The sequence below is a fragment of the Arthrobacter sp. 147(2020) genome (genome assembly GCF_013116715.1).
GTDB lineage: Bacteria > Actinomycetota > Actinomycetes > Actinomycetales > Micrococcaceae > Arthrobacter_D.
Genome location: NZ_JABFOM010000004.1, coordinates 87548 through 109168 on the forward strand (window position 1 = coordinate 87548; position 21621 = coordinate 109168).

The 21621-nt window shown below is 66.9% G+C and carries 18 protein-coding genes; 8 read left to right on the forward strand and 10 right to left on the reverse strand.

Annotated elements, in window-relative coordinates; translation table 11 throughout:
* Positions 1–78: 78 nt before the first annotated feature.
* The gene (locus HMI58_RS04765; protein WP_171618327.1) at positions 79–1071 is read right to left on the reverse strand and encodes a stage II sporulation protein M; all 993 of its coding nucleotides are present in this window, start codon (positions 1069–1071) and stop codon (positions 79–81) included.
* Positions 1072–1232: 161 nt separating this feature from the next.
* On the opposite strand from HMI58_RS04765, the gene HMI58_RS04770 reads away from it, so the two are divergent.
* Positions 1233–2036 (forward strand): RDD family protein, encoded by an 804-nt coding sequence (locus tag HMI58_RS04770; RefSeq protein WP_171586518.1) that lies wholly within the window; start codon positions 1233–1235, stop codon positions 2034–2036.
* 38 nt (positions 2037–2074) lie between these two features.
* Here the strand turns inward: HMI58_RS04770 and HMI58_RS04775 are convergent, their stop codons facing one another.
* The 4 genes from HMI58_RS04775 to HMI58_RS04790 all read right to left on the reverse strand — a co-directional run bounded on the left by HMI58_RS04775 (position 2075) and on the right by HMI58_RS04790 (position 5700).
* Entirely contained in the window at positions 2075–3355 is a 1281-nt protein-coding gene (locus tag HMI58_RS04775) for an Ig-like domain-containing protein (protein WP_171618328.1), read from the reverse strand.
* 103 nt (positions 3356–3458) lie between these two features.
* Positions 3459–4955 carry an adenosylhomocysteinase gene (gene ahcY / locus HMI58_RS04780; protein WP_171618330.1) on the reverse strand — a complete coding sequence of 499 codons (1497 nt, stop codon included), beginning with the start codon at positions 4953–4955 and terminating at the stop codon, positions 3459–3461.
* Between the two features lie 39 nt (positions 4956–4994).
* Entirely contained in the window at positions 4995–5219 is a 225-nt protein-coding gene (locus HMI58_RS04785) for a hypothetical protein (protein ID WP_171618331.1), read from the reverse strand.
* A 97-nt stretch (positions 5220–5316) separates the two neighbouring features.
* The gene (locus tag HMI58_RS04790) at positions 5317–5700 is read right to left on the reverse strand and encodes a DUF3499 domain-containing protein (RefSeq protein ID WP_171586441.1); all 384 of its coding nucleotides are present in this window, start codon (positions 5698–5700) and stop codon (positions 5317–5319) included.
* Positions 5701–5811: 111 nt separating this feature from the next.
* Here HMI58_RS04790 and HMI58_RS04795 point away from each other — a divergent pair, with 111 nt between their 5' ends.
* Positions 5812–6312, forward strand: a complete 501-nt coding sequence (locus HMI58_RS04795; protein WP_171586442.1) for a metallopeptidase family protein — start codon at positions 5812–5814, stop codon at positions 6310–6312.
* Positions 6313–6332: 20 nt separating this feature from the next.
* Here the strand turns inward: HMI58_RS04795 and HMI58_RS04800 are convergent, their stop codons facing one another.
* The 3 genes from HMI58_RS04800 to HMI58_RS04810 form a co-directional block, all read right to left on the reverse strand.
* Entirely contained in the window at positions 6333–7919 is a 1587-nt protein-coding gene (locus HMI58_RS04800) for a DUF5719 family protein (RefSeq protein ID WP_205207909.1), read from the reverse strand.
* A 173-nt stretch (positions 7920–8092) separates the two neighbouring features.
* Complete coding sequence (locus HMI58_RS04805) at positions 8093–11824, reverse strand: glycosyltransferase family 2 protein (protein WP_345890613.1); 3732 nt, start codon at positions 11822–11824, stop codon at positions 8093–8095.
* Complete coding sequence (locus HMI58_RS04810; RefSeq protein ID WP_171586443.1) at positions 11770–12339, reverse strand: WhiB family transcriptional regulator; 570 nt, start codon at positions 12337–12339, stop codon at positions 11770–11772. The genes HMI58_RS04805 and HMI58_RS04810 overlap by 55 nt, the downstream gene beginning before the upstream one ends.
* A gap of 329 nt (positions 12340–12668) precedes the next feature.
* Here HMI58_RS04810 and HMI58_RS04815 point away from each other — a divergent pair, with 329 nt between their 5' ends.
* Entirely contained in the window at positions 12669–13397 is a 729-nt protein-coding gene (locus HMI58_RS04815) for a TIGR03089 family protein (RefSeq protein ID WP_171586444.1), read from the forward strand.
* On the opposite strand, the gene HMI58_RS04820 is transcribed toward HMI58_RS04815, so the two are convergent.
* Positions 13375–13980 (reverse strand): GtrA family protein, encoded by a 606-nt coding sequence (locus tag HMI58_RS04820; protein WP_171586445.1) that lies wholly within the window; start codon positions 13978–13980, stop codon positions 13375–13377. The two genes, HMI58_RS04815 and HMI58_RS04820, sit on opposite strands and share 23 nt — an antisense overlap.
* Positions 13981–14174: 194 nt before the next feature.
* On the opposite strand from HMI58_RS04820, the gene HMI58_RS04825 reads away from it, so the two are divergent.
* The 5 genes from HMI58_RS04825 (at position 14175) to HMI58_RS04845 (ending at position 20482) form a co-directional block, all read left to right on the forward strand.
* On the forward strand, positions 14175–15356 hold the full coding sequence (locus tag HMI58_RS04825; protein WP_171618333.1) for a 5-(carboxyamino)imidazole ribonucleotide synthase: 1182 nt from the start codon (positions 14175–14177) through the stop codon (positions 15354–15356).
* Positions 15357–15379: 23 nt separating this feature from the next.
* Positions 15380–15883, forward strand: a complete 504-nt coding sequence (gene purE / locus HMI58_RS04830) for a 5-(carboxyamino)imidazole ribonucleotide mutase (RefSeq protein ID WP_171618377.1) — start codon at positions 15380–15382, stop codon at positions 15881–15883.
* On the forward strand, positions 15880–17472 hold the full coding sequence (locus HMI58_RS04835; protein ID WP_171618335.1) for an LCP family protein: 1593 nt from the start codon (positions 15880–15882) through the stop codon (positions 17470–17472). The genes purE and HMI58_RS04835 overlap by 4 nt, the downstream gene beginning before the upstream one ends.
* Before the next feature lie 13 nt (positions 17473–17485).
* Positions 17486–18748 carry a mannose-6-phosphate isomerase, class I gene (gene manA / locus HMI58_RS04840; protein WP_171618378.1) on the forward strand — a complete coding sequence of 421 codons (1263 nt, stop codon included), beginning with the start codon at positions 17486–17488 and terminating at the stop codon, positions 18746–18748.
* Positions 18749–18844: 96 nt separating this feature from the next.
* A complete protein-coding gene (locus HMI58_RS04845; protein WP_171618336.1) occupies positions 18845–20482 on the forward strand; it encodes an ABC-F family ATP-binding cassette domain-containing protein in 1638 nt (545 codons plus the stop codon).
* Between the two features lie 8 nt (positions 20483–20490).
* Here HMI58_RS04845 and HMI58_RS04850 read toward each other — a convergent pair whose 3' ends face one another.
* Positions 20491–21564: a peptidoglycan bridge formation glycyltransferase FemA/FemB family protein gene (locus tag HMI58_RS04850; protein WP_171618337.1), complete on the reverse strand. Its 1074-nt coding sequence runs from the start codon at positions 21562–21564 to the stop codon at positions 20491–20493.
* Positions 21565–21621: the final 57 nt, after the last annotated feature.

Below are 21621 nucleotides of genomic sequence, written 5' to 3' on the forward strand. Positions count from 1 at the left end.
ACTGGTCCCAAGTCGCCTAGACAAAAGAACCCTCGGTAGAGGACCTGCACACTGGGACCGGCGTAGAGACCGGCTACCTTAGGAAGTGCGAACAGTCTCACCGCGGTCGATGCTCGACAGGTCTCCGGTGTAACCAGCATTGACAGCCCGGCGGCCCAGCACGAGGGTGTACACCCAGTACGAAGCGAACACGAGGAAGCCGATGCTGATTCTCAGCCAAGCCGGGAGCGGGCTGGGGGTGACGAAACCCTCGACCAGTCCGGAAATGAACAGCACCAGTACCAGGCCCAACGCAACGGTGATGAGGGAGCGCCCCTCTTCGGCGAGGGCATTCGCGCGGCTCCGGGCGCCGGGTGACACCCACGCCCAGAACAATCTCAGACCCGCGGCCGCTGCGATGAAGATGGCTGTCAGCTCCATGAATCCGTGCGGCAGGATATAGATGAAGAAGGTGTCGAGCTCCCCATAGGCGGCCATGGTGCCACCGGCCATCCCGACGGCCTGGGCGTTCTGGTAGAGAATCCACGGCGCCCATACGCCTGTCACCCCGAAGGCAACCGCCTGCAGGGCAATCCATGCGTTGTTGGTCCACACCAGTCCCGCGAACGATGCCGCCGGATTCTCGGAGTAGTAGTTGACGAAATCCTCCTGCACATACTGCTCGGCGACCTCGTCACCGCCCATCGCCGCGATGACACCGGGAGTGCCCGCCACCCAGGCCCCATACATCCAGGCCACCGCGATAAACAACACGCCGACGACGACGGTCAGCCAGCGGACACGGTAGAACGCTGCCGGGAGGGACACCACAAAGAACCCGGCCACATCCTCCATGAAGTTCGAGCGTGCGCCGGTGAATCGGGTCCGTGCCCGGGACAACCTCATCGACAGGGCGCCGGAGAGAGCACTCTCGGGCGCAATCGACCGGATCATTGACAGGTGGGTGGAGGTGCGCTGGTAGAGAACCAGCAGTTCGTCGGCCTCGGCGCCGGAGAGCTTCCGCCGCCGCACCAGCTCATCAAGCCGCTCCCAGTCCGGGCGGTTCACCTCAACGAAAGCATCGACATCCACCCGTTCAGCTTAGCCGGGCGACGCCAGATAAGCTTCAGAAGGAGAGGCCGCTCCGACGCCGTTCAGGCTGCGGAGGAACAACTTCAGGCTGCGGAAAGACGCGTTGGGCTTCGGAGAGAGACACTGGTCGGGGAAAAGCGCACTAGGCAAGGGGACGCATGATGAGTTCGGTCGTGACTGGCGAGGCTGTAGTCCTAGAACTCAGGCCTGCCTCCTTCGGTGCCCGGAGCATCAGCCTGCTCATCGATATCGTTGCCCAGGCGATCCTGGTCCTGGCAATCGTCCTGGGCGTGAGCAGCACCCTGGGCGGTTCCTTCGATCCGGCGCTGACCCAGGCGCTGGTTCTCGTGCTTCTGGTCCTGGTGGTGTTGGTGGTCCCGGTGACGGTGGAGACCGTGACCCGCGGTAAATCCCTCGGCAGGCTGGTGATGGGGCTACGGATTGTGCGCGACGACGGCGGTGCCATCCGGTTCCGGCACGCCTTCATTCGCGGCATGGTCGGCGTCCTCGAGATCTACCTGCTGCTCGGGTCGCTGGCCTTCCTCGTGGCCGTGTTTAACGAACGCTCCAAACGCCTGGGCGACCTACTGGCCGGTACGTACTCGATGCACGAGCGGGTAGTGGAGAAGCCCCGCACCCTCGCTGTGGTTCCCCCGCAGCTGGCGGGCTGGCTTGCTACCGCGGACGTCATGCAGCTCCCGGACGCACTGGCGCGGCGGGTAACCGCATTCATTGGCCAGGCCTCCAGACTCACTCCCCTGGCACGCCACACGCTCGCCGTCGACCTGGCGACCGAGGTGTCATCCTTCGTTGCACCGCCGCCACCAGCGGGCACCCATCCGGAGGATTTCCTCAACGCGGTGCTTGCCGAACGCCGGAACAGGGACCTGAACCGGTTGCGTCGCCAGCGCGAGCGCACCACCCGGACCACCGATCGGCTCCACAAGCTGCCCTTCGGCCAGTAACCACCGGCGCCGGCTGTCAGCTGGACGAAGAGGGCTGACTAGGGCTGGCTGCTGTATTCGCTCCACGGGGTGTTCCAGTCCCCGAAGCCGTCCCAGATGAACATCGGACCGTAGCCGGTATTGCGGACCTCGACTACGTCGCCCGGGCCGAAGGTGTCGTAGAAGTACTTCGCCCCCTCAGGGGACATTCCGATGCAGCCGTGGGAGACGTTGAAGTTGCCCAGCGCCACCTGCGCCGCGGGCAACGCCTCATGCACGAACGCCCCGCCGTTGGAAATCCGGCTTGCATGGTTCACCACGGTGGGCTCGTAATAGGCCTCGTCGCCCGGTTCCAGGCCAATGGACTCGGCCGTGAACCTGGTCGACTCATACTGTTCCATCACCACGTGGAAGCCGATGGTCGATGGCCACTCCTCGGTTCCCAGGGTGATGGGGAAGGTCTCGGTCAGATTCCCGTCGATGTAGACGTTCATCATCTTGGTTTCATTGTCGACGACGGCCAGCCGGGTGTTGTGGGTGTTGAACACCAGCTGGTCGTCGAAGTTCCCGATCATCTCGTTGCCGTAGTCAACCCCGAACAGTTCCATGTCGACGGTGATCGTGCTGTTCGGAGCCCAGAACTCTTCGGCCCGGTAGCGCACCTTGGTGTCGCTGAGCCAGTAAAAGGCACCGGTCTGACCGCTGGTACTGGTGATGGTGATGGCGGACTCCACCTCATCACGGTTGATGACAGGTTCGCTGAAGTTGATCTCGATGGGTTGCCCGGTCCCGACCGTCGAACCGTCCCGCGGATACATCGCCGCGTCCGCCTCGTTGGCTGGCATCACGGTACTGAAGCGCTGTGACTCGGTGACCGTGTTCCCGTTGGCGTCAGCCAACACAAACTCGAACTCGTAGGCGGTCGCGAACGCGAGGCGGTCGGTGGCGGTCCAGACGGTGTCGTTCTCGCTGAGCGTCCCGGCGACCGGCTCGGCCCCAGCGGCCCGTAGAGTGACACTCTCGATGACCCCATTCTCCGCCCGGATTTCCGGCGCGGTCACAGGGTTCACCTGTTCCGCCCCGTCCGCGGGAAGCGCGTTGAAAGCGAGATCGGCTGCGACGGTCGGTTCGGGGGAACTTGAGGCAGTCGTCGTCGGGGACGGCGAAGGTGCGGCGGCCGTCGTCGTCGACGTGGCAGCTGGCCTATCGTTGCCGGTGCCCGCCCAGTTGGGGGCCACGGCTACAGCCGCTGCCGCAGCGATCAGCAGGGCTGCCACCGAAACCCCGCCAATGACCCAGCCCTTGCGGCTCTTGCCCGTGCCCTGCTGCTTATCCATCATCTGCCCACATCCTCTAAAAAACCGGCCACCCCACAACAGATTTTACGTTGTGGGGTGGCCGGTGGAGTTCACTTCGACGTGGCAGCCACGTCGGGCGGTCTGGTTAGTACCGGTAGTGGTCCGATTTGTAGGGGCCGGAAGCGTCGATATCCAGGTATTCGGCCTGGCTCTTGGTGAGCTCGGTCAGCTCCACCCCGATCGCGTCGAGGTGCAGCCGGGCCACCTTCTCGTCGAGAATCTTCGGGAGCACGTAGACCTGGTTCGCGTACTCGCGGGTCCCTTCGAGATTGTTCTGCATCCATTTGGTGTAGAGCTCGATCTGGGCGATCGTCTGGTTGGCGAACGAGTTGCTCATCACGAACGACGGGTGGCCGGTGGCGTTGCCCAGGTTCAGCAGGCGACCCTCGGACAGCATGATGATCGAGTGCTCGGCGGTGCCTGCTGCCTCGTCGGCGGCGAACACCCACTCGTGGACCTGGGGCTTGATCTCCACCTTGCGGATTCCGGGGATCTTGGCCAGGCCAGCGATGTCGATCTCGTTGTCAAAGTGCCCAATGTTGCCCACGATGGCCTGGTGTTTCATGCCCGCCATGTGATGCGCCATGATGACGTCCTTGTTGCCAGTGGTGGTGATGAAGATGTCACCCTGCGCCAGGACGCTCTCCAGCTTCGCCACCTGATAGCCGTCCATGGCCGCCTGCAGCGCGCAGATCGGGTCGATCTCGGTGACGATCACCCGTCCGCCCTGGCCGCGCAGCGCCTCGGCGGCACCCTTGCCGACGTCGCCGTAGCCGCACACCACGACAACCTTGCCGCCGATGAGCACATCGGTGGCGCGGTTCAGGCCGTCCGGGAGGGAGTGGCGGATACCGTACTTGTTGTCGAACTTCGACTTCGTGACGGAGTCGTTGACGTTGATGGCCGGGAACAGCAGCTTGCCCTGCTGCGCCAGCTGGTACAGCCGCATGACGCCAGTGGTGGTTTCTTCGGTGACGCCCTTGATATCGGCCGCAATCCGGGTCCACTTCTCAGGATCCTCCGCCAGGGTGCCGCGCAGCACGTCGAGCACCACTGAGAATTCGTGGGAGTAATCCAGGTCGTCCTCGGCCGGGCCCGCGGGAACTTCTCCGGCCGCCTCGAACTCCACTCCCTTGTGGACCAGGAGGGTCGCGTCGCCGCCGTCGTCGAGGATCATGTTCGGCCCGTGGCCTGCTCCGCCGGGCCAGCTGAGGATCTGGGTGGTGGTCCACCAGTATTCCTCAAGGGTCTCGTTCTTCCAGGCAAACACCGCGACACCGGCGGGCTCCTCGGCGGTGCCGGTGCCGACGACGATCGCGGCAGCAGCCTCATCCTGGGTGGAGAAGATGTTGCACGAAGCCCAGCGCACCTCGGCGCCGAGAGCGGTGAGGGTTTCGATCAGGACCGCTGTCTGCACGGTCATGTGCAGGGAGCCTGCGATGCGGGCCCCCTTCAAGGGCTGGCTTGCACCAAATTCGCGGCGCAGGGCCATCAGGCCGGGCATCTCATGCTCGGCCAGGCGGATCTGGTGGCGTCCCGCCTCGGCGAGGGAGAGGTCGGCAACTTTGAAATCGAAGGTCATGGTTTAGCGCATTCCTGTTCGTTGGTGCTGCTGAAGGGACTAGTGTGCTGGGGGCCCATCGTGCTCGTCGGAGCCAGCCGCGGTCGCGGCCACAAGTAGTTCGGGGCGGAGGAGCACAGGGATGCCTTCGTCGATGCTGAATCGCACCGGGCTTCCTGTGCTGTCGGGCTCCGAGGAGACAAGGAACTCCCCCTCGTGGACCAGGGTTGAGCCGGTGACGGGGCAGCGGAGCACAGCGAGCAGATCAGGGGATATGGAGCTCATGGCTCAAGACTATCGCGGGCGCGGGTTGCGCGGATAACGTGGACCCTCGAACCCGCGCGGGGACAGCGGGAGGCACAGGTCTGGCCGAACCGCTGGGCTACTGCTCCCGGAGGATCCGCAGGTGACCGCGCCGGACGCCGGAGACATTGGCGGGTGGTTCCAGCGTGCCCTTGTTGCCCCGTACGGCTGGACCCGCCTCGGGACTCCGATCGGTGGCAGCTTCCCGTACAGCGTCGACGAGTGCCAGCAGGTCATCTGGGTGGGGCTCGGCGCGGGCCGAGGGCAGCGCCAACCTGACGACTTCCCAGCCACGTGGCACGGTGAGGGTTTCGGCGTGGGTGGCGCACAAATCGTAACAATGCGGTTCCGCGTAGGTGGCCAGCGGGCCTAACACTGCGGTGGAATCGGCATACACGAAGGTCAGCGTTGCGACTGCGGCATGCTGGCAGGCTGAGCGTGAACAAGTTCGAAGGGATCCCACGACTGTTGAGCCTACCGGCTAACCCCATCCGCGGCGGGGATCTGGGGCGGTCCCGCGCGCCGTCCGGGCACCGGCCCTTGCATTGGGGGCCAATGGGTTTACAGTCATTACATGCGGGACAGTTCTACATTCTCGGTACGGTTGAACGACCCTGACGACGCCGCGCGGCCGGGCCCGTCAGGTCCGGGTTTCAGCCGTCGTCGCCGTAACCGGCATGGCCGTGGCCTGCGCGGGCAGCTGATTCCGCCGCATCTCCCCGGCGCCCGCAGCAGGGCTGAACGGTTCGATGAGTGGGTGATGGAATCGGCCCAGCGGCTGGAACGGCTCTGGGGTGAGCGGATCCTCGACTTGCAGATGGTAGTGCAGGACATTCCAGCGAATCTTGAGTCGATGACCGCCCAGTCGCTTCGCGGGCTGCTCGGTACGTCGATTCCCGGAGCCGCGAACCGGCCCCCCACCATCATCGTGTACCGCCACCCCGTTGAACTCGCTGCCGGCGGCTTCATCGCGCCGAATGAACTGGTCCACGATGTGGTGGTTGAACAGACGGCCGAACTGTTGGGGATGACGCCCGAAGCCGTCGACCCCGCCTACGGGCGGTCCAAGGCCTGACCGGCGCGACAGGTTGCCAGTCAGTACCCCAGGTTTACCGCCACGTTTGGCTGACCGCCGCTACCGGGTGGAAGCGACGTCACCGAGATGCCCGGTTCACTGTCGATCTGGTGCACCTGCGCCCCGTACACCGGGTCACCTGAGGCCGCGATCAGGACGGCCACCACATCATCACCGAGATCGGCTGCCGTCACCGTAACTGTGGTCCCGCCGGCGACGCTGACTGTCTGTTCCTCCAGCAGGGTGCCGTCCTCGGCGACGGGAGTGAGCTGCACTTCCGACCGGCCCGTGGGTGCACCGAAGGTCAGGGCGGCACGGGAGCCCGCGGGGAACACCGCTACCTGGGTGCTACCGAGCCGTGCTCCCGACGGCGCGAACCCAAAGTCGACCGGCTCCTCAGCCCCGGTGCCACGGCTGACGCGCGCTGCCGCTGAAATGAGCACATCCGCTGTGACCTCGACGGTGTAGTCACCAGCCGGGATACTGTCCAGGGCCACGCTGGTCACCGCGCCCGCCGTTGCGGTGATGACGCCGCCGTCGGGAAGTTCCACTTCGCCGCCAGCACCGTACACCCTGACGTTCACCACGGCGTCGGTGCTGCCGGGCACCACTACCTGCAGGCCGGGTGCGGCAGTTTCGTAGCCGTCCTGGTCAGTAATCTCATTGGCAATGTCCTCGTCCTGGATCCGTACCCCCGAAATCACCTGGGTGCTGGCAGCTGGCGCGGCAGCCTGCAGCAGCTCTACACCACCGGGAGTCAGCTCACGCAGCAGGCTCTGCTGGATGTGTCCGGTCACCCGGCCGCCGTCGCTGAGGACGCGGACCGCCAGTTGGTCCTGGCCCGCGGCCAGGCCTGCGAGCACGATTGACTCGGTGGCTCCGGGCGCTATCAGCAACCCTCTACTGCCACCGGCCTCAACCGGCCCAGCTAACCCGTAGAGCTCAAGGTCGACGGTTGCCGGGGTTCCGGACGGGTTCGACAGATTCAGGACGGCGGTGGCGCCCACAGTGGTAGACGCGCCGACTATCCAGAAATCGCTGCGGGGTGCGGTGCAGTGGGACAGCGCGAGCCCACCCAGGTCGCCGTCCGTGGCGCGGTAGCTCAGGACCGCGCCGGCGGTGGCCGGAAGGTCGCCCACGGGTTGGACTGAAAGGACGCTCACCCCGTCGACCGCCTGGTCCGCGAGCACCCCGGCCGTCCGGTTGGTCAGCCCGTTCTCATCGGTGACCGCTTCGGGGACCGGGTCCTCGCCGGACTCGCCTGACTCTCCGCTGGCGATGGTCGCGAGCGGTTCCTGCTCTCCGAGTGCTGTGAGGTCGCTGCCGGGAAGGACCGACCCGAGGCTGCTGAGCACCAGGGCGCTCACCGCGCTGCGGGCCGTCTCGGACTCCGGGCTGAACTCCGGGTCGGCAAGGGCGGCGTCGCTGGCGATCAGGCGCGGCGGTCCCGGGCAGACCCCGGTGTACTCCCCCGCGGGCACCTCGGCGACGGGGATGGGGAACTGGGCTGCGGCGCCGGTGGGCTCCAGCCCGGAGATTCCGATCACCAGGGCGCCACAGGCTCCGACCAGGATCAGTGAGGCACCGATCCCCGCTCCACGGCGCAACGCACCCGGGTGTCGCCGCCCGGATCGGGAGCCCCCGGATCGAGAGCGGCCGGATCGAGGGCGGCCAGATCGAGGGCGAATGGCTGGCTCTGAACCGGCCGCAGGGTCTGCGGCGTCAGCCGTCACAGGACGGTTCACTGCAGTGTCAGGGTCATGGTGGGCACCCGGTTCGGTCATGACCGCCCCCGGGCGGTGAGGATTGATGTGTCGTTGGCTGGCCGCTCCCCGGCGGACCCGGTGGATGAAGCAGCGACGGCCGATCGGGCCGGCTCGGCTGACGAATCAGCGGGCTGGTCGGCGGGTGCGGTGGCATCGGCCCCGGCTGGCTGCGGCACCACGGTGGCTGGCGTTCCGCGCCGGCCCGGATACGTCCTGACGAAGCGGGGGCGTGACGGCATCGGGATGGCCAGCAGCACGGTGAGGCCGATGATGACGGCAGTCCCGATGCCTGCCCAGGGTTCCCACGCCGTGACATAGGTGACTTCCAGCCGGCCGCCGTCGGCGGGCAACTCGAACTCCTGGGACCATTCAGTGGTCCGCGGCGTGAGGGCGACGCCGTCGAGGGTGGCCCGCCAGCCGGCGTCGGAGCGTTCGGCCAGCACGAGCGACCGCTGGTCATCGCCCGCGGGGATGATGGTTGAGACGGAGGTAGGTCCGGAGTCAACCACCTCGACAGTGGTTCCCTCGGCATCAATGATGCGCACCCGCGCCCCGGCAGTGTTCTCCAGGCTGGTGGTGTCAGCTGTGGTGACAGCATCGTCCGAACCGGTGCCGGGTACCACCCGCCACAACCATCCCGAGTTGGTGTTACCGACCGCGACGAGGCCCGGCACTGCGTCAATCTGTCCGGCGAGGACTTCAGCAGCCGTATCCGACTGCTGCAGCACAATGAATCCGACACCCAACTGGCTCAGCTCCTGGCGGGGATCGTAACCGGTGCCGGCCACGATCACGGCGACGGTGCTCCGGATCGCAGCAGTTGCTTCATCGTCAGCACGCACCTCAGCCGATCCCAGCGGACCATAGAGTCCACGGGCCGAGTAGATCTGTGAGAGCTGGTCAAGGGTGGTGCCGCCACTGCGCATCAGGGCGGCGCTGACGTTGTTGCTGCCGTCAACGTTCAGCACCAGGGACTTGGTGCGCTCGGCGCTGTTCCCTCGGTCGGCGGCCGTCGCGGGAAGGGTGCGCTCGGCACTGGGCGCGAGGAGAAGGTCAGCACCGAACCGGGTGCCGGCGTTCGCCGACGGCTCGAGGTTGTCATTGGTCAGGCTATCGGTGGCCAGGCTATCGGTCGACGCGGTGTCGCCCGACAGGGCGACGGCGGTGGTCTCGACGGGCGTCGGGATAGCCCAGAGGCCAAGACTGACCGCCGGGCCGATTCCGAGTACTACGGCGGCAGCTACCAAGGCGGGACCGGTGCGTCGGCGCGGCGCGGAGGCGTCAGCACGTGCCTTGCGGGCGATCCCGGTCTGGTGCGCGGAGAGGGCCTTGTCCGCTCCGACGAGCGCCGCGCCCGCCATGGACAGCATCAGCACCGAGACCAGTGGTCCGGTAAACGGAGTGATCAGTGCCGAGGACCCCACCGAGACGGCGACAAAGGACAGGGCGGTGGAGAGCAACAGGGCAGCCAGACCGAGAACCCAGAGCCCACGGGCCACAGCAGTGCCACGGCCGGGCAGGAACAGCGCCGCGGCAGCCAGCAGAAGGGTTGGACCGCCGACCAGAAGGGCAGCGGCCAGCGCCCACGGCCCCTCGGGCAGGAAGGGCAGGGCCGCGAGTGCGGCCGTCGGGTCGAAGGCCACCGGGTAGCCGAGCAGCTGCTGCCACAGCGCGGCAGCCTCAAACGGGACGGGGACACCGGGATCGGCCAGGACGGCCCGCAGCTGGTCGGTGGTCGAGGCGATGAAGGGGACAAAGAGGGCCAGCGCGGGCAGCAGGGACCACCACAGGGTTTTGGCGCGGCGGCGGAGCAGGACGGCAGCGGTGAGGACTCCCACCACGGTCAGGGGGAGCAGCGACGGTGCGGCGGCCGTGATTGCTGCCAGCAGCAGGCCGGCTGTCGCAGCGGCAGTCCAGCTGGGTACCCCGCTGATACCCGGCTTCAGCATTACTTCGACCGGGCGGCGGCGGGCGTACGCGTCGTCGTCGTCAAACGCGATCGCATAGGGGCTCGACGCGGCCGGAGCCACTCCGGGCGCGTGGAGGTGGGATCCCGGCTGCGGTGCGCGCGCTCCGCCGACGGCGCGAATCAGTGCCAGTCCCGCCAGCGGCAGCAACAGATGCACCAGCAGCGCACCCAGGCGACCACTGCCCACGGCCACCTGGAGCGCCGGCACGGCAGCCCAGAAGAAAGCGGCCCACACGCGCAGCCCCCGGCTCCAGGTCAGGGCTCCGGCAGCGAACCAGGCGGACAATCCAGCCATGGGAAGGGCCAACAGCACCAGGGTGACCAGGACGACGTTGCCGTTGCCGAATCCCAGGGCGGCGAGCAGCCACAGCACGTATCCGAACGGGTCGCCGTGACCGGCCATTCCGAAGGCCAACGGGATCCACCAGCTCGACGCGTTGTTCCAGATATCCACCATCGAAGCGGAGACCGGCAGCAGGGCTCCCCCGGCCAGCGCTGGTGCGCCGATGAGCCGGTAGAGGCCTACAAGGGACACGGCCGCTAGCACTACGGTGGCCACCATGGCACCCACGCCAACCCAGGTGCGCGATGGTGCGGCAAGGGAGCTGAAGTCTTCGGCGGCGTCGCCGGAGGGAATATAGGCGCTCTGCTCGTCGGCAATGGCGGCTTCGCTGAGGTGCCCTTCCGCCGAGAAGGCGTCGATCACCGACCGGCGGTGGGACCAGACTTCGCGGCGGGACGTGCGGAGTGCGCGGACGGTGTTACGCGGCAGTTTCCTTGTCCGCGTGGCGCGGCGGCGGGATCGGAACAGGTCCACTGGTCGCAGTACCGCTGAAACGCTGGCAAAGAGTTGGCTGAACCCGTAGCCGGGGTCCTTGGCCAGTAGTCCGAGGACCAGCCGGCCGAATCCGCCAATGACCGCCCCGACCGCCAGGAAGGGAACCTTCCACAGGGTGGAGTGCTTCAGCCGCAGGTAGACCTCGGCCTTGCGGGCTGCACGATGGGCGACCGTGGGATGGGTGCGGGAGCTGGCATGACGGATGACTGCGCTGGGGACCACCACGACGCGATGTCCGGCGAGCCGGTTCCGCCAGCAGAAGTCGACGTCGTCGCCGGTGCCGGGCAGTGCGGGATCGAACCCCTCCAGGAGCTCCCAGACATCCCGCCGGATCAGCATGCCAGCGGAGTTGACGGCGAACACGTCGCTTCGCGAGTCGTATTGGCCCTGGTCGAGTTCATCGACGTCGATCAGCGTCAGCCGTTCTGCCCACCGGCTGATGGACAGGCCGACGTCGACCAGTTTCCGCCGATTGCCCCACTCCACCTGCTTTGAGCCGGCGACGGTGACCGAAGGGGCGCGTTCGACGGCCAGGAGCAATTCCTCCAGGGCCTGGGGCTCGGGGGCAGAATCATCGTGAAGGAGCCAGAGCCATTCATGGGCGGACTCCGATCCTTCAACCGGCGGGCGGCGTTCCGGCAGTTCGGCGAGACCCACCCGCACTGCCGCTCCAAAGCCAGCACGGGACGGCGCCCCCACCACCGGAGATCCGACCGGCAGTTCCAGCTGCAAAATGGACGCCGAGTCATCAGTTGACCCGGCGTCGACGCCAATCACAAAGTCGGCCGGGTGTTCCTGCGCTCCGAGAGCGGCGAGGGTGGCCGAAAGAAATGCCGAACCGTTGTGGGCGACCACAACGGCCGTGACGCGGGGGTGCTGCAGAATTAGACCGCTCGCTTTCGTAACCGACGGCGCTCGCGCTCGGAAAGCCCACCCCAGATACCGAAGCGCTCATCATTCGCCAGCGCGTATTCGAGGCACTGCGAGCGCACGTTGCAGGCACCGCAGACCTTCTTGGCGTCGCGGGTCGACCCGCCCTTCTCGGGGAAGAACGCTTCGGGGTCGGTCTGTGCGCACAGCGAATCAGCCTGCCAGCCCAACTCCCCCTCGTCGTCGAAATCCTGCCCGATGCCCGGCAAACCGATCCAGACGGCCTGGTCGCTGCGCTCGGCTGCCTGTCGGCTCGGTGCGGGGGCCTCGGCGGGGGTGAGCCGCTGCGGCGCCAGGAGCGCCGAGGGTGATTCGTCATCGAGGTCAGTCAGGTCCTCATGAGCGGTGAGGAAGGCGGTCGCCTGGTCCTCGAGTGAACTGGCGGTGCTCTGCCGGTACCGCTCGGCTGCCTCGGGGTCTGCCGGATCGACAAACCAGTCGCTGGGGACGCCACGTGAGCCGTAGCGCGCCGAAGCCTGTGCCTCAATGGTCGTACGGTCGTGGACCTTCTCTGCCTGTCCCATGTCAGCCCTCCCGGTGTTGCCGTTCCAGCAGCTACTGTGGTGGATTCAGGCACGACTACTGAGCAAAAGGTGTTTGCGAGAGACTGTGCGGCCCAAGTATCCGATGTGCTGGAACTTTCCGATACCTAATTACACGCGTGTAATACGTGTTCAGTCAAGCGCCGGGGGGAATCTTATAGAGTTATTTCCCAGGAACCCGTTCACGCCACGCTGAGAGTTTGTCACTTCCCCTGCGGCGTGTCCCCTGTGACACTGGCAAATCCGCAGCCGGCGGATTCCCGGCCAAAAAAAGAATTCGCAACCAGGCACCAGGAAGGCGTCAACCGGTCATGGCAGCATCAACGGCAGTCCCCCACCTCATGCACCAGCTCCGCACGGTCAATCCCTCGGCTCCCCGGCTGATCTGGTACGGCCCCAACAGTGAGCGGATCGAGCTCTCCGGACGGGTGCTGGACAACTGGGTGGCCAAGACCTCCAACCTGCTGGTCGAGGAACTGGACGCCGTACCCGGGACGCGGGTTAACCTCTTGCTGCCCGGCCACTGGAAGACGCTGGTATGGGCCCTGGCCTGCTGGCAGGTAGGGGCGGTCCCCGTCGCCAGCGCGGTGACAGCCGACACCGCCGCGGACATCGTGGTCAGCTCTGACGACACGGCGGCGGTGAACTCTCCCTCCCAGCTGCTGGTGCTGGTGGCGCTGGGCGCCCTCGACCTGAAATATCCCGGAACCATCCCTGCCGGTGCCGTTGACTATGCGGCGGAGGTGCGGGGCTACGGCGACGAGTTCCTCGACCTTCCCCCAGCGATCGAGGGTCAGACCGCCATGGAGCTGGCAGATGGCGGGTTGAGCATGCCGGTGCTGTTCGACCGGGCTGCGGCCTGCGGCTGGACGCCGGGCGGGGTGCTCCTGGTCCCTGCCGACCTGCCCCTTGAGACAACCCTCGCTGCGGCGGTGCACTGCTGGACCACCGGCGGCACCCTGATCGTGGCACACGCCAGTGTGGAGCTTTCCGCTGACCTGGTGGCCAGCGAACGGGTCACTGATCGCGTGGGAGCGTAGGTTCGCGCGGCCCAGCATCCAGGTTGTCGACAATTCCCGGTCCCGGTGCGGCGCCAGCCGGCGCATTCACCGGGCCTTCCTCGGCCCTGTCGTCGGGGTGCCCGAACAGCTCCCGGTCGTGGCTGAACGCCGGATCCTCGTCGAGTTCCACGTTGAACACCCAGAAGCGGTAGGCGACGAACCGGAGGACAGTGGCGAGGACCGTTCCCACGATGCCGGCGAAGAACAGGGTCGGGCGATCAGTGATGTCCATCGGGTACTTGGCGATCCACACGCACCCGGCAGCGATCCCCATGCCGATCAGGTTGATGAACACGAACATGGTCAGTTCGCGCGCCGGGTTCGGTTGCCGGCGGTGCCGGAAAGTCCAGTAGCGGTTGGCGATCCAGGCAAACACTGTGGCCACCGACGCTGACACGAAGCGGGCCTTGACCTCGCTGTCGGACATCGGGCCGTGGATGAGGTACCAGAAGAGGCCGTTGTCGATGATGAAGGCGACTCCGCCGACTGCGCCAAACTTGGCAACCTCTCGCCAAAACAGGGATGCGAGGCCCCTGATGCGCTCTGCCACTGTGGAAAACATGACCCTCCGCGGTCCGGTTGCATGCTGGTTACCCCATGATCGCGGACGTGCAATCGTGGGGGGTGCTACCACCATGCTGCATGCACAACGGCCAATGAATCATTTTAGCTGCCAAGGTTGGGAGTTTCCTAGAAACCCACCCCACCTGGGCCCTGCATGCCAGTACCGCGCCCGGCAGTGGGTACCCTGAGTACGTGACTTTTCCTGTAATCGGCGTGGTTGGCGGCGGCCAACTGGCGCGCATGATGGCCCCTGCCGCAGTCCAGCTCGGCTTCACCCTGCGCGTCCTGGCCGAAGGCCCCGACGTGTCGGCGGTGGCTGCCGTCGCCTCCTCCACGGTGGGCGACTACCGCAACCTCGAGCAGCTGCGTGCGTTCGCAGCCGGGGTGGATGTGCTGACCTTCGACCACGAGCACGTCCCCGGGGACCTGCTCCGCGCGCTGGAGGCCGACGGCGTGAACGTGCAGCCGCCGTCGTCAGCCCTCGCCCATGCGCAGGACAAGATCGTGATGCGCCGCGCCATCGACCGCCTGGGGCTGCCCAACCCGGAGTGGGACGAGGTGTCTTCGGTGACGGAGCTGTGCGCGTTCGGCGACCGGATCGGCTGGCCGGTGGTCCTGAAGACCCCGCGTGGCGGCTACGACGGCAAGGGCGTCATGATCCTTGACTCTCCTTCCGACACCTCCCGTGCAGCCTCCTGGTTCACGGGAGGCGCCCTGCTCGCCGAAGCGAAAGTGGACTTCAGCCGCGAACTCTCAGCCCTGGTGGCGCGGACCCCGTCGGGTTCATCCCTGGCCTGGCCGGTGGTGCACTCCATTCAGGTGAACGGCGTCTGCGACGAGGTCATCGCGCCCGCAGCCGATCTTCCCGCTGACCTTGCGACGGCGATCGGTGCCGCAGCACTGCGCATTGCCGATGAGCTGGGGGTGACCGGAGTGATGGCCGTCGAACTGTTCCAGACCCCCGGGACCGAGGCAGGGTTCATGGTGAATGAACTGGCCATGCGGCCCCACAACTCGGGCCACTGGACGATGGACGGTGCGGTCACCGGCCAGTTCGAGCAGCACCTTCGGGCAGTCCTGGACCTGCCACTGGGAAGCACCGCGACGCTCGGCGGGGTGACAGTGATGAAGAACTTTCTGGGCGGCAGCAACGTTGACCTCTTTAGTGCCTATCCTGTGGCACTGGCGGCCGAACCCGCCGTGAAGATCCACACCTACGGCAAGGACGTCCGGCCGGGTCGCAAGATTGGCCACGTCAATGCCGTGGCACTGGCCGGCGAAAGCCTCTCCACCGTCCGGGACCGGGCGGAGCGGACCGCAGCTATCCTCAGGGACGGGCTGGACGGTCCAGACATCCGGAAGGAAAACACGTGAACAACCCTCTAGTGGGCCTGGTAATGGGCTCCGATTCGGACTGGCCCGTCATGGAGGCCGCCGCGCAGGCCCTGACCGAATTCTCGGTGCCCTATGAGGTGGACGTGGTGTCCGCGCACCGGATGCCCATTGAAATGATCGCGTACGGGCAGGACGCCCATGACCGTGGCATCCGGGTCATCATCGCTGGTGCTGGCGGCGCCGCCCACCTGCCGGGGATGCTGGCGTCGGTCACCCCCCTGCCAGTGATCGGCGTCCCGGTGCCATTGAAGTTTCTTGACGGAATGGATTCGCTGCTCTCGATCGTCCAGATGCCCGCGGGGGTTCCGGTAGCTACGGTGTCGATCGGCGGCGCCCGCAACGCCGGGCTCCTCGCCGTGCGGATCCTCGCCGCAGGCGAAGGGACCCTGGCCGATCGCCTCCGCGGCGAGCTCATCACCTTCGCTGCCGATCTGCGGCAGACCGCCGTCGACAAAGGCACCGCGCTCCGCGCCCGGGCAGCCGCCCCGGAAGGCAGCGGCGTATGAGCCAGCACCCCGGCACCGAGGGCCACTGGCAGTTGACCGACCCGGTCCGCTACCCCCAGTCCGCCCCGCCCAGGGTCCGCACCAAACGCGCCTTCGTCCTGCTCCTGTTGACCCTGGTGTTGCCTGGCTCCGCGCAGATCGTCGCCGGGAACCGCGCCCTGGGCCGGCGGGCACTGGTGGTGACCTTCTTTGTCTGGCTGGCCGTGGCGGCAGCGATCATCGTCGCCGCAACCAACCGCACCGCTCTGGTGAGCGTGGTGACCCACCAGTGGTGGTCGCTCGTGTTGATCATCGTGCTGCTCGCACTGGCCGTGTCCTGGGCGATTCTGTTCCTGAACACGCTGCGGATCATCAGGCCTCCCCTGCTGGAGCGGTCTATGCGCCCGCTGGTGGCCGGATCGCTGGTGGCCCTGATGGTGGTCACCAGCGGCTCCCTCGCCTACGGTGCCTACCTGCTCAACGTCAGCCGCGGTACCTTCGGCTCGATCTTCCAGGCTGGTCCCGCGTTCGACCCGGTGGATGGCCGCTACAACTTCCTGCTGATGGGCGGCGACGCCGGTGAGGACCGCACCGGCCGCCGGCCGGACAGCATCTCGGTGATCAGCGTGGACGCGTCCACCGGTGCCGCCGTCACCTTCAGCATTCCCCGCAACCTGCAGAACGCCCCGTTCACCGAGGATTCCCCGCTCTGGGAGATCTATCCGGACGGGTACAACTGCGGGGATGAGTGCATCATCAACAGCCTCTACCCGGTGGTCGCCCAGGACTACCCCGACCTGTATCCCGATTCCGCCGACCCCGGCGCGGAAGCCATGATGGACGCGGCAGGTGGGGTTCTCGGCATCGAGGTCCAGGCCTACATTCTGGTGGACATGGAGGGCTTCTCCCAGGTGATCGACGCCATGGGCGGCATCACCATCGACGCTGGCGGCTGGGTTCCTATTACGTCCGCCGAGATTCCTGGCACCGACCCGATCCGGCACTACCCTCCCTCAGGGTGGATCGCCCCGGGGGTTCAGACCCTCGACGGGTACCAGGCTCTCTGGTACGCCAGGTCACGGGAGTTCGTCACCGACTATCACCGGATCGCCCGACAGCAGTGCGTGCAGCAGGCGATGATCGCCCAACTGGATCCAGCAACAGTGCTGACCCGGTTTGAGGACCTGGCCAGTGCCGGGGCCGAGATCGTCGAAACGGACATTGCCCTGGACCAGTTGGGAAGCTTTGTTGACCTGGCACTGAAAGCCAAGGACCACGAAACCCGGCGCCTCACCATCGGCCCACCCGACTTCGGTACAGCTGCCGACAACTTCGTCACCTACCCTGTCTTCGAGGAGATTCACTCCCGGGTCCAGGAGACCCTCGCCGAGGACGTTTCGGCCTCCGCCGCCGACTTGCCGGTGCCTGGCACGTCCGACGCGCCGGACGTGGCAGCCGTCTTCCAGTCCACCCAGCTGCCGGACACGGTTCCCGCACAGCTTACGGAGCCCGAGATCACCGAGGAATACCTGCAGCAACTGGCCATCAACGGTGACATTCCCACCCTCAGCACCCTGCTGGACAACAATGGGGAATGCAGCCCCGCCTAACGAAACGAGACCCATGTACCTGCTGGAGAACACCATGCGGCCCTACGCCTGGGGATCCGAAACGGCAATCGCCGAGCTGCTCGGACGGGTTCCGACAGGTGGACCGGAAGCGGAGCTGTGGATCGGCGCCCACCCGGATTCGCCGTCGCGCGTCTTGCTCGAGGATGGCACGCAGGAGGATCTTGACCACCTGATCGCCGCAGACCCGGAGCGCGCCCTGGGTGCAGCTACCCGTGAGCACTTCGGCGACCGGCTCCCGTTCCTGCTGAAGGTGCTCGCCGCTGCGGCGCCGCTCTCGCTCCAGGTCCACCCCAGCAGTGAGCAGGCTACAGCAGGGTTTGAGGCCGAAAACGCAGCAGGCGTTCCGGCCGACGCCCCCCACCGCAGCTACCGGGACGGGTTCCACAAACCCGAAATGCTTCTCGCCCTCACCCCCTTCGAGGCGCTGTGCGGGTTCCGCCCGGCGTCGGAGGCTGCCGGCGTGTTTGAGCACCTGGTCAGCGTGATCGAGGACACCGGGGCGAACGTCCCCGCGCTGCTGGCCGACGTCGTCAGCGACCTCCGCCACCCGGATCAGGGTGAAGCACTACGCGGCGCCTTCACCCGCCTCCTCACCGACGACGGCACCCCGCAGGCGGTCGAGGCCGTCACCGCAGCCCTCGCCGAGGCGCCCGGGAAGGACGCCGCGACGGTCAGGGACCTCGCCGCTCACTACCCCACCGACCCCGGGGTGCTGGTCTCCCTGCTCCTGAACCGGGTGTCCCTGAAACCCGGCCAGGCCATTTACCTGCCTGCCGGGAACGTCCACGCCTACCTGAGCGGCCTCGGGATTGAAGTGATGGCGGCATCGGACAATGTCCTGCGCGGCGGTCTCACCCCCAAGCACGTCGACGTCCCCGAACTGCTGCGCACCGTCCGGTTCGAAACGGTTAAAGTACCCGCCGTCGAGGTCCGCCACACCCCGCTCGGCCAGGAGGTGTACTGCCCGCCCTTCGAAGAGTTCGCCCTGCAACGCCTCGACCTGCGCACCGGATCCGATTCGATGGCCTCCTCCGACGTGCCGCTGGCCCAGAACGGGCCCGTGCTGGTCCTCGCCGTCTCCGGGAGCATCGTCCTGGACTCACCCCGGGGCGATCTCCTGCTCCCCCGCGGATCAAGCGCCTTCGTCCCGGCCAACGAGGCCCCCGTCATGGTGAAGCTCGCCTCCGGGACCGGCCCGGACACCGACAACGACGACGACGGCGCCCTGGCCTTCGCCGTCACCCTCCCCGGCTGACCCTGCCCCTGCTGCCGCCCCACAGAAGTGCCGGGAAGGCAGGCCAATGACCACCAATGGTCGGGGGTGTCGGCCGGATTTCCCTAAGATAGACGGGTGACTGCTTCCCTCGTGGCGAAGGACCTCTCCGGAGGCCACGCCCACCGCACCCTCTTCTCCGGCCTCAATCTAACGGTCGCGCCCGGCGACGTCATTGGCGTGGTCGGGGCGAACGGCGCCGGCAAATCCACGCTGCTCAGGCTCCTCGCCGGAGTGGACACCCCACTGGGCGGCACGGTTACCACCACCCCCACCGACGCTTTCGTGGGGTGGCTGCCCCAGGAACAGGACCGGCTCCCCGGCGAAACCATCGAGGGTTATCTGGGACGCCGCACCGGAACGACGGCGGCGACCGCGGCCATGGAGGCGGCCGCCGACGCGTTGGCCTCCGGCACCACGGCAGCGAACGACGCCTACGGAACCGCCCTGGACCGCTGGATGGCGTGCGGCGCGGCCGACCTCACCGAACGCATCCCAGCCGTCCTCGCGGAGCTGGGCCTGACCCTGGCCGTGGACACCCCGATGACCGGCCTCTCCGGCGGACAGGCCGCCCGCGTGGCGCTGGCAGCACTGCTGCTCAGTCGGTTCGACATCGTCCTCCTGGATGAACCCACCAACGATCTCGACCTGGCGGGCCTGGCCCGTCTGGAGGAGTTTGTGAGGGGCCTGCGGGGCGGCGTCGTCCTGGTCTCCCACGACCGCGAGTTCCTGGCACGCTGCATCACCGCAGTGGTGGAACTGGACCTCGCGCAGCGCAGCGTCGCCGTGTACGACGGCGGCTACGACGCGTTCCTCGAGGAACGGGCTGTGGCGAAGCGCCACGCGCGGGAAGCGTACGAGGAGTTCGCCGACAAGAAGGCCGATCTGGTCTTCCGCGCCCGCACCCAGCGGGAATGGAGTTCCCAGGGCGTCCGGAACGCGATGAAGAAGAGTCCGGACAATGACAAGATCCGGCGCCGGGCGTCCATGGAGTCCTCGGAGAAGCAGGCCCAGAAGGTCAGGCAGATGGAGTCGCGGATTTCCCGCCTCGATGAGGTAGCGGAACCGCGCAAGGAGTGGCAGTTGCAGTTCAGCATCGGTGAGGCCCCCCGCTCCAGCTCCGTGGTGGCGACCCTGAACGCCGCGGTGGTCCGCCGCGGCGGGTTCACCCTCGGACCGGTATCCCTGCAGGTCAACGCCGGCGACCGGATTGGCATCACCGGCCCCAACGGCGCCGGGAAATCAACCCTCCTCGGGTTGCTGCTGGGCCAGCTGGCGCCCGACGACGGCGGGGCGGCGCTGGGAGCGAGTGTCGCCGTCGGCGAGATCGACCAGGCGCGCGGCGTGTTTGCGGAGACCGAGAAACTCGGCGATGCCTTCGAGGCACTGGTTCCCAGCCTGAACCGGGCCGAGGTCAGGACCCTACTCGCGAAGTTTGGGCTCAAGGCCGACCAGGTCGGCGGCACCGTGGGCAGCCTGTCCCCCGGTGAACGCACCCGGGCGGCGCTGGCACTGCTCCAGTCCCGCGGGGTGAACCTGCTGGTGCTGGACGAACCGACCAACCACCTGGACCTACCGGCCATCGAACAGCTGGAGGAGGCGCTGGAACACTACGACGGCGCGCTGCTCCTGGTTTCCCACGATCGCCGGCTGCTGGAGAACGTGCGGTTGGATAGCCGGTGGACGGTCGCCAGTGGACAGGTCAGCGCCAGCTGACCGTTAGATCAACTCGTCTGGGACCGGCCCCGGATTGTGGATTTTAGCCGAGGGATTGCTGACTTCAGCGCTGGCTTGACCCTGGCCGCGGTGGACTGGGCGAAGCGTATCCCGTCGCGGGCAAGCGGCATCGCCCGGGAGTACACCGGGTAGAGCGGTGAGAGGGGTTTGTCCCACGTTCCGGCGAGCTGGTTCTCGTGCTTGGCCCAACCCATCTTGAACTTGGAGACACCGTCGTTCAGGAGCCCGTTGAAGTCGTAGCGCACCGCGCCGCGCTCCTTCATCGACTGGATAGCCAGCCACTTCAACGCGTAGTTGGCGCGGAGGTGCTCACCCGCTGCGGTCATCCCGCCGTACAGTTCGAACACCGTGTTCTCGCTCACCGACAGCCAGAGGAAGGCCACTACCTCGTCACCCTGGAACGCCGCATAGACGGGCGACGCGCTGCCCAGGTTGTCGAAGATGTCCAGGTAGTAGCGGTCCTCGTGGATGCCGAACCCGGCACGGTCAGCGGTCTCCCGGTACACCGCAAGACACTTCGGCAGCTCCGCGCGGGTCACTTCCCGGTACTGCAGGTCCTCCCGCCCGGACTTCCTGATGTACTGCCGGTGCTTCTTGCTCATCGCGGCCAGCAGCTCGTCCTCGCTGAGGGTGAGGTCGAGAATCAGGGTGCGCCCAATCAGGATGGTGCTCTCGGTGCTGCGCCAGCCTGCTGCGGCGAGGGCCCGGGCCGGGGCGGCGTCGGCCTCCCAGTCGGGCTCGATGCACAGGGCCACCGGCCGGTGGGCGCGGCGGGTGTACACCTCAAGTGCTGCCAGCACCTCGGCTTCCCGTCCAGGGAGGGTCTGCGGTCCGCGCGGGCAGTAGGCGAGCGCGCGGAACGGCAGCGGCAGCTTCCGGAGCAGCAGCTGGGCTGATCCCACGAGTTCGCCGCCGTCCTGCACCAGGACACGGTCAACACTCCAGCCGTGGCTGGCCTTGGTCTGGCCCCAGCCCCAGAGCTGCTGGGGGTGCCCAAGCAAGGCGTTGACTGAGGCGTCCCACCGGGACTCGTCGGTGCACTGCACAACAGAAAGGGTCATGCCCTCAACCCTAGCGCCGATCACGGGGCAGTCCCGCAGGTGGCTTCGTCGCAGTCC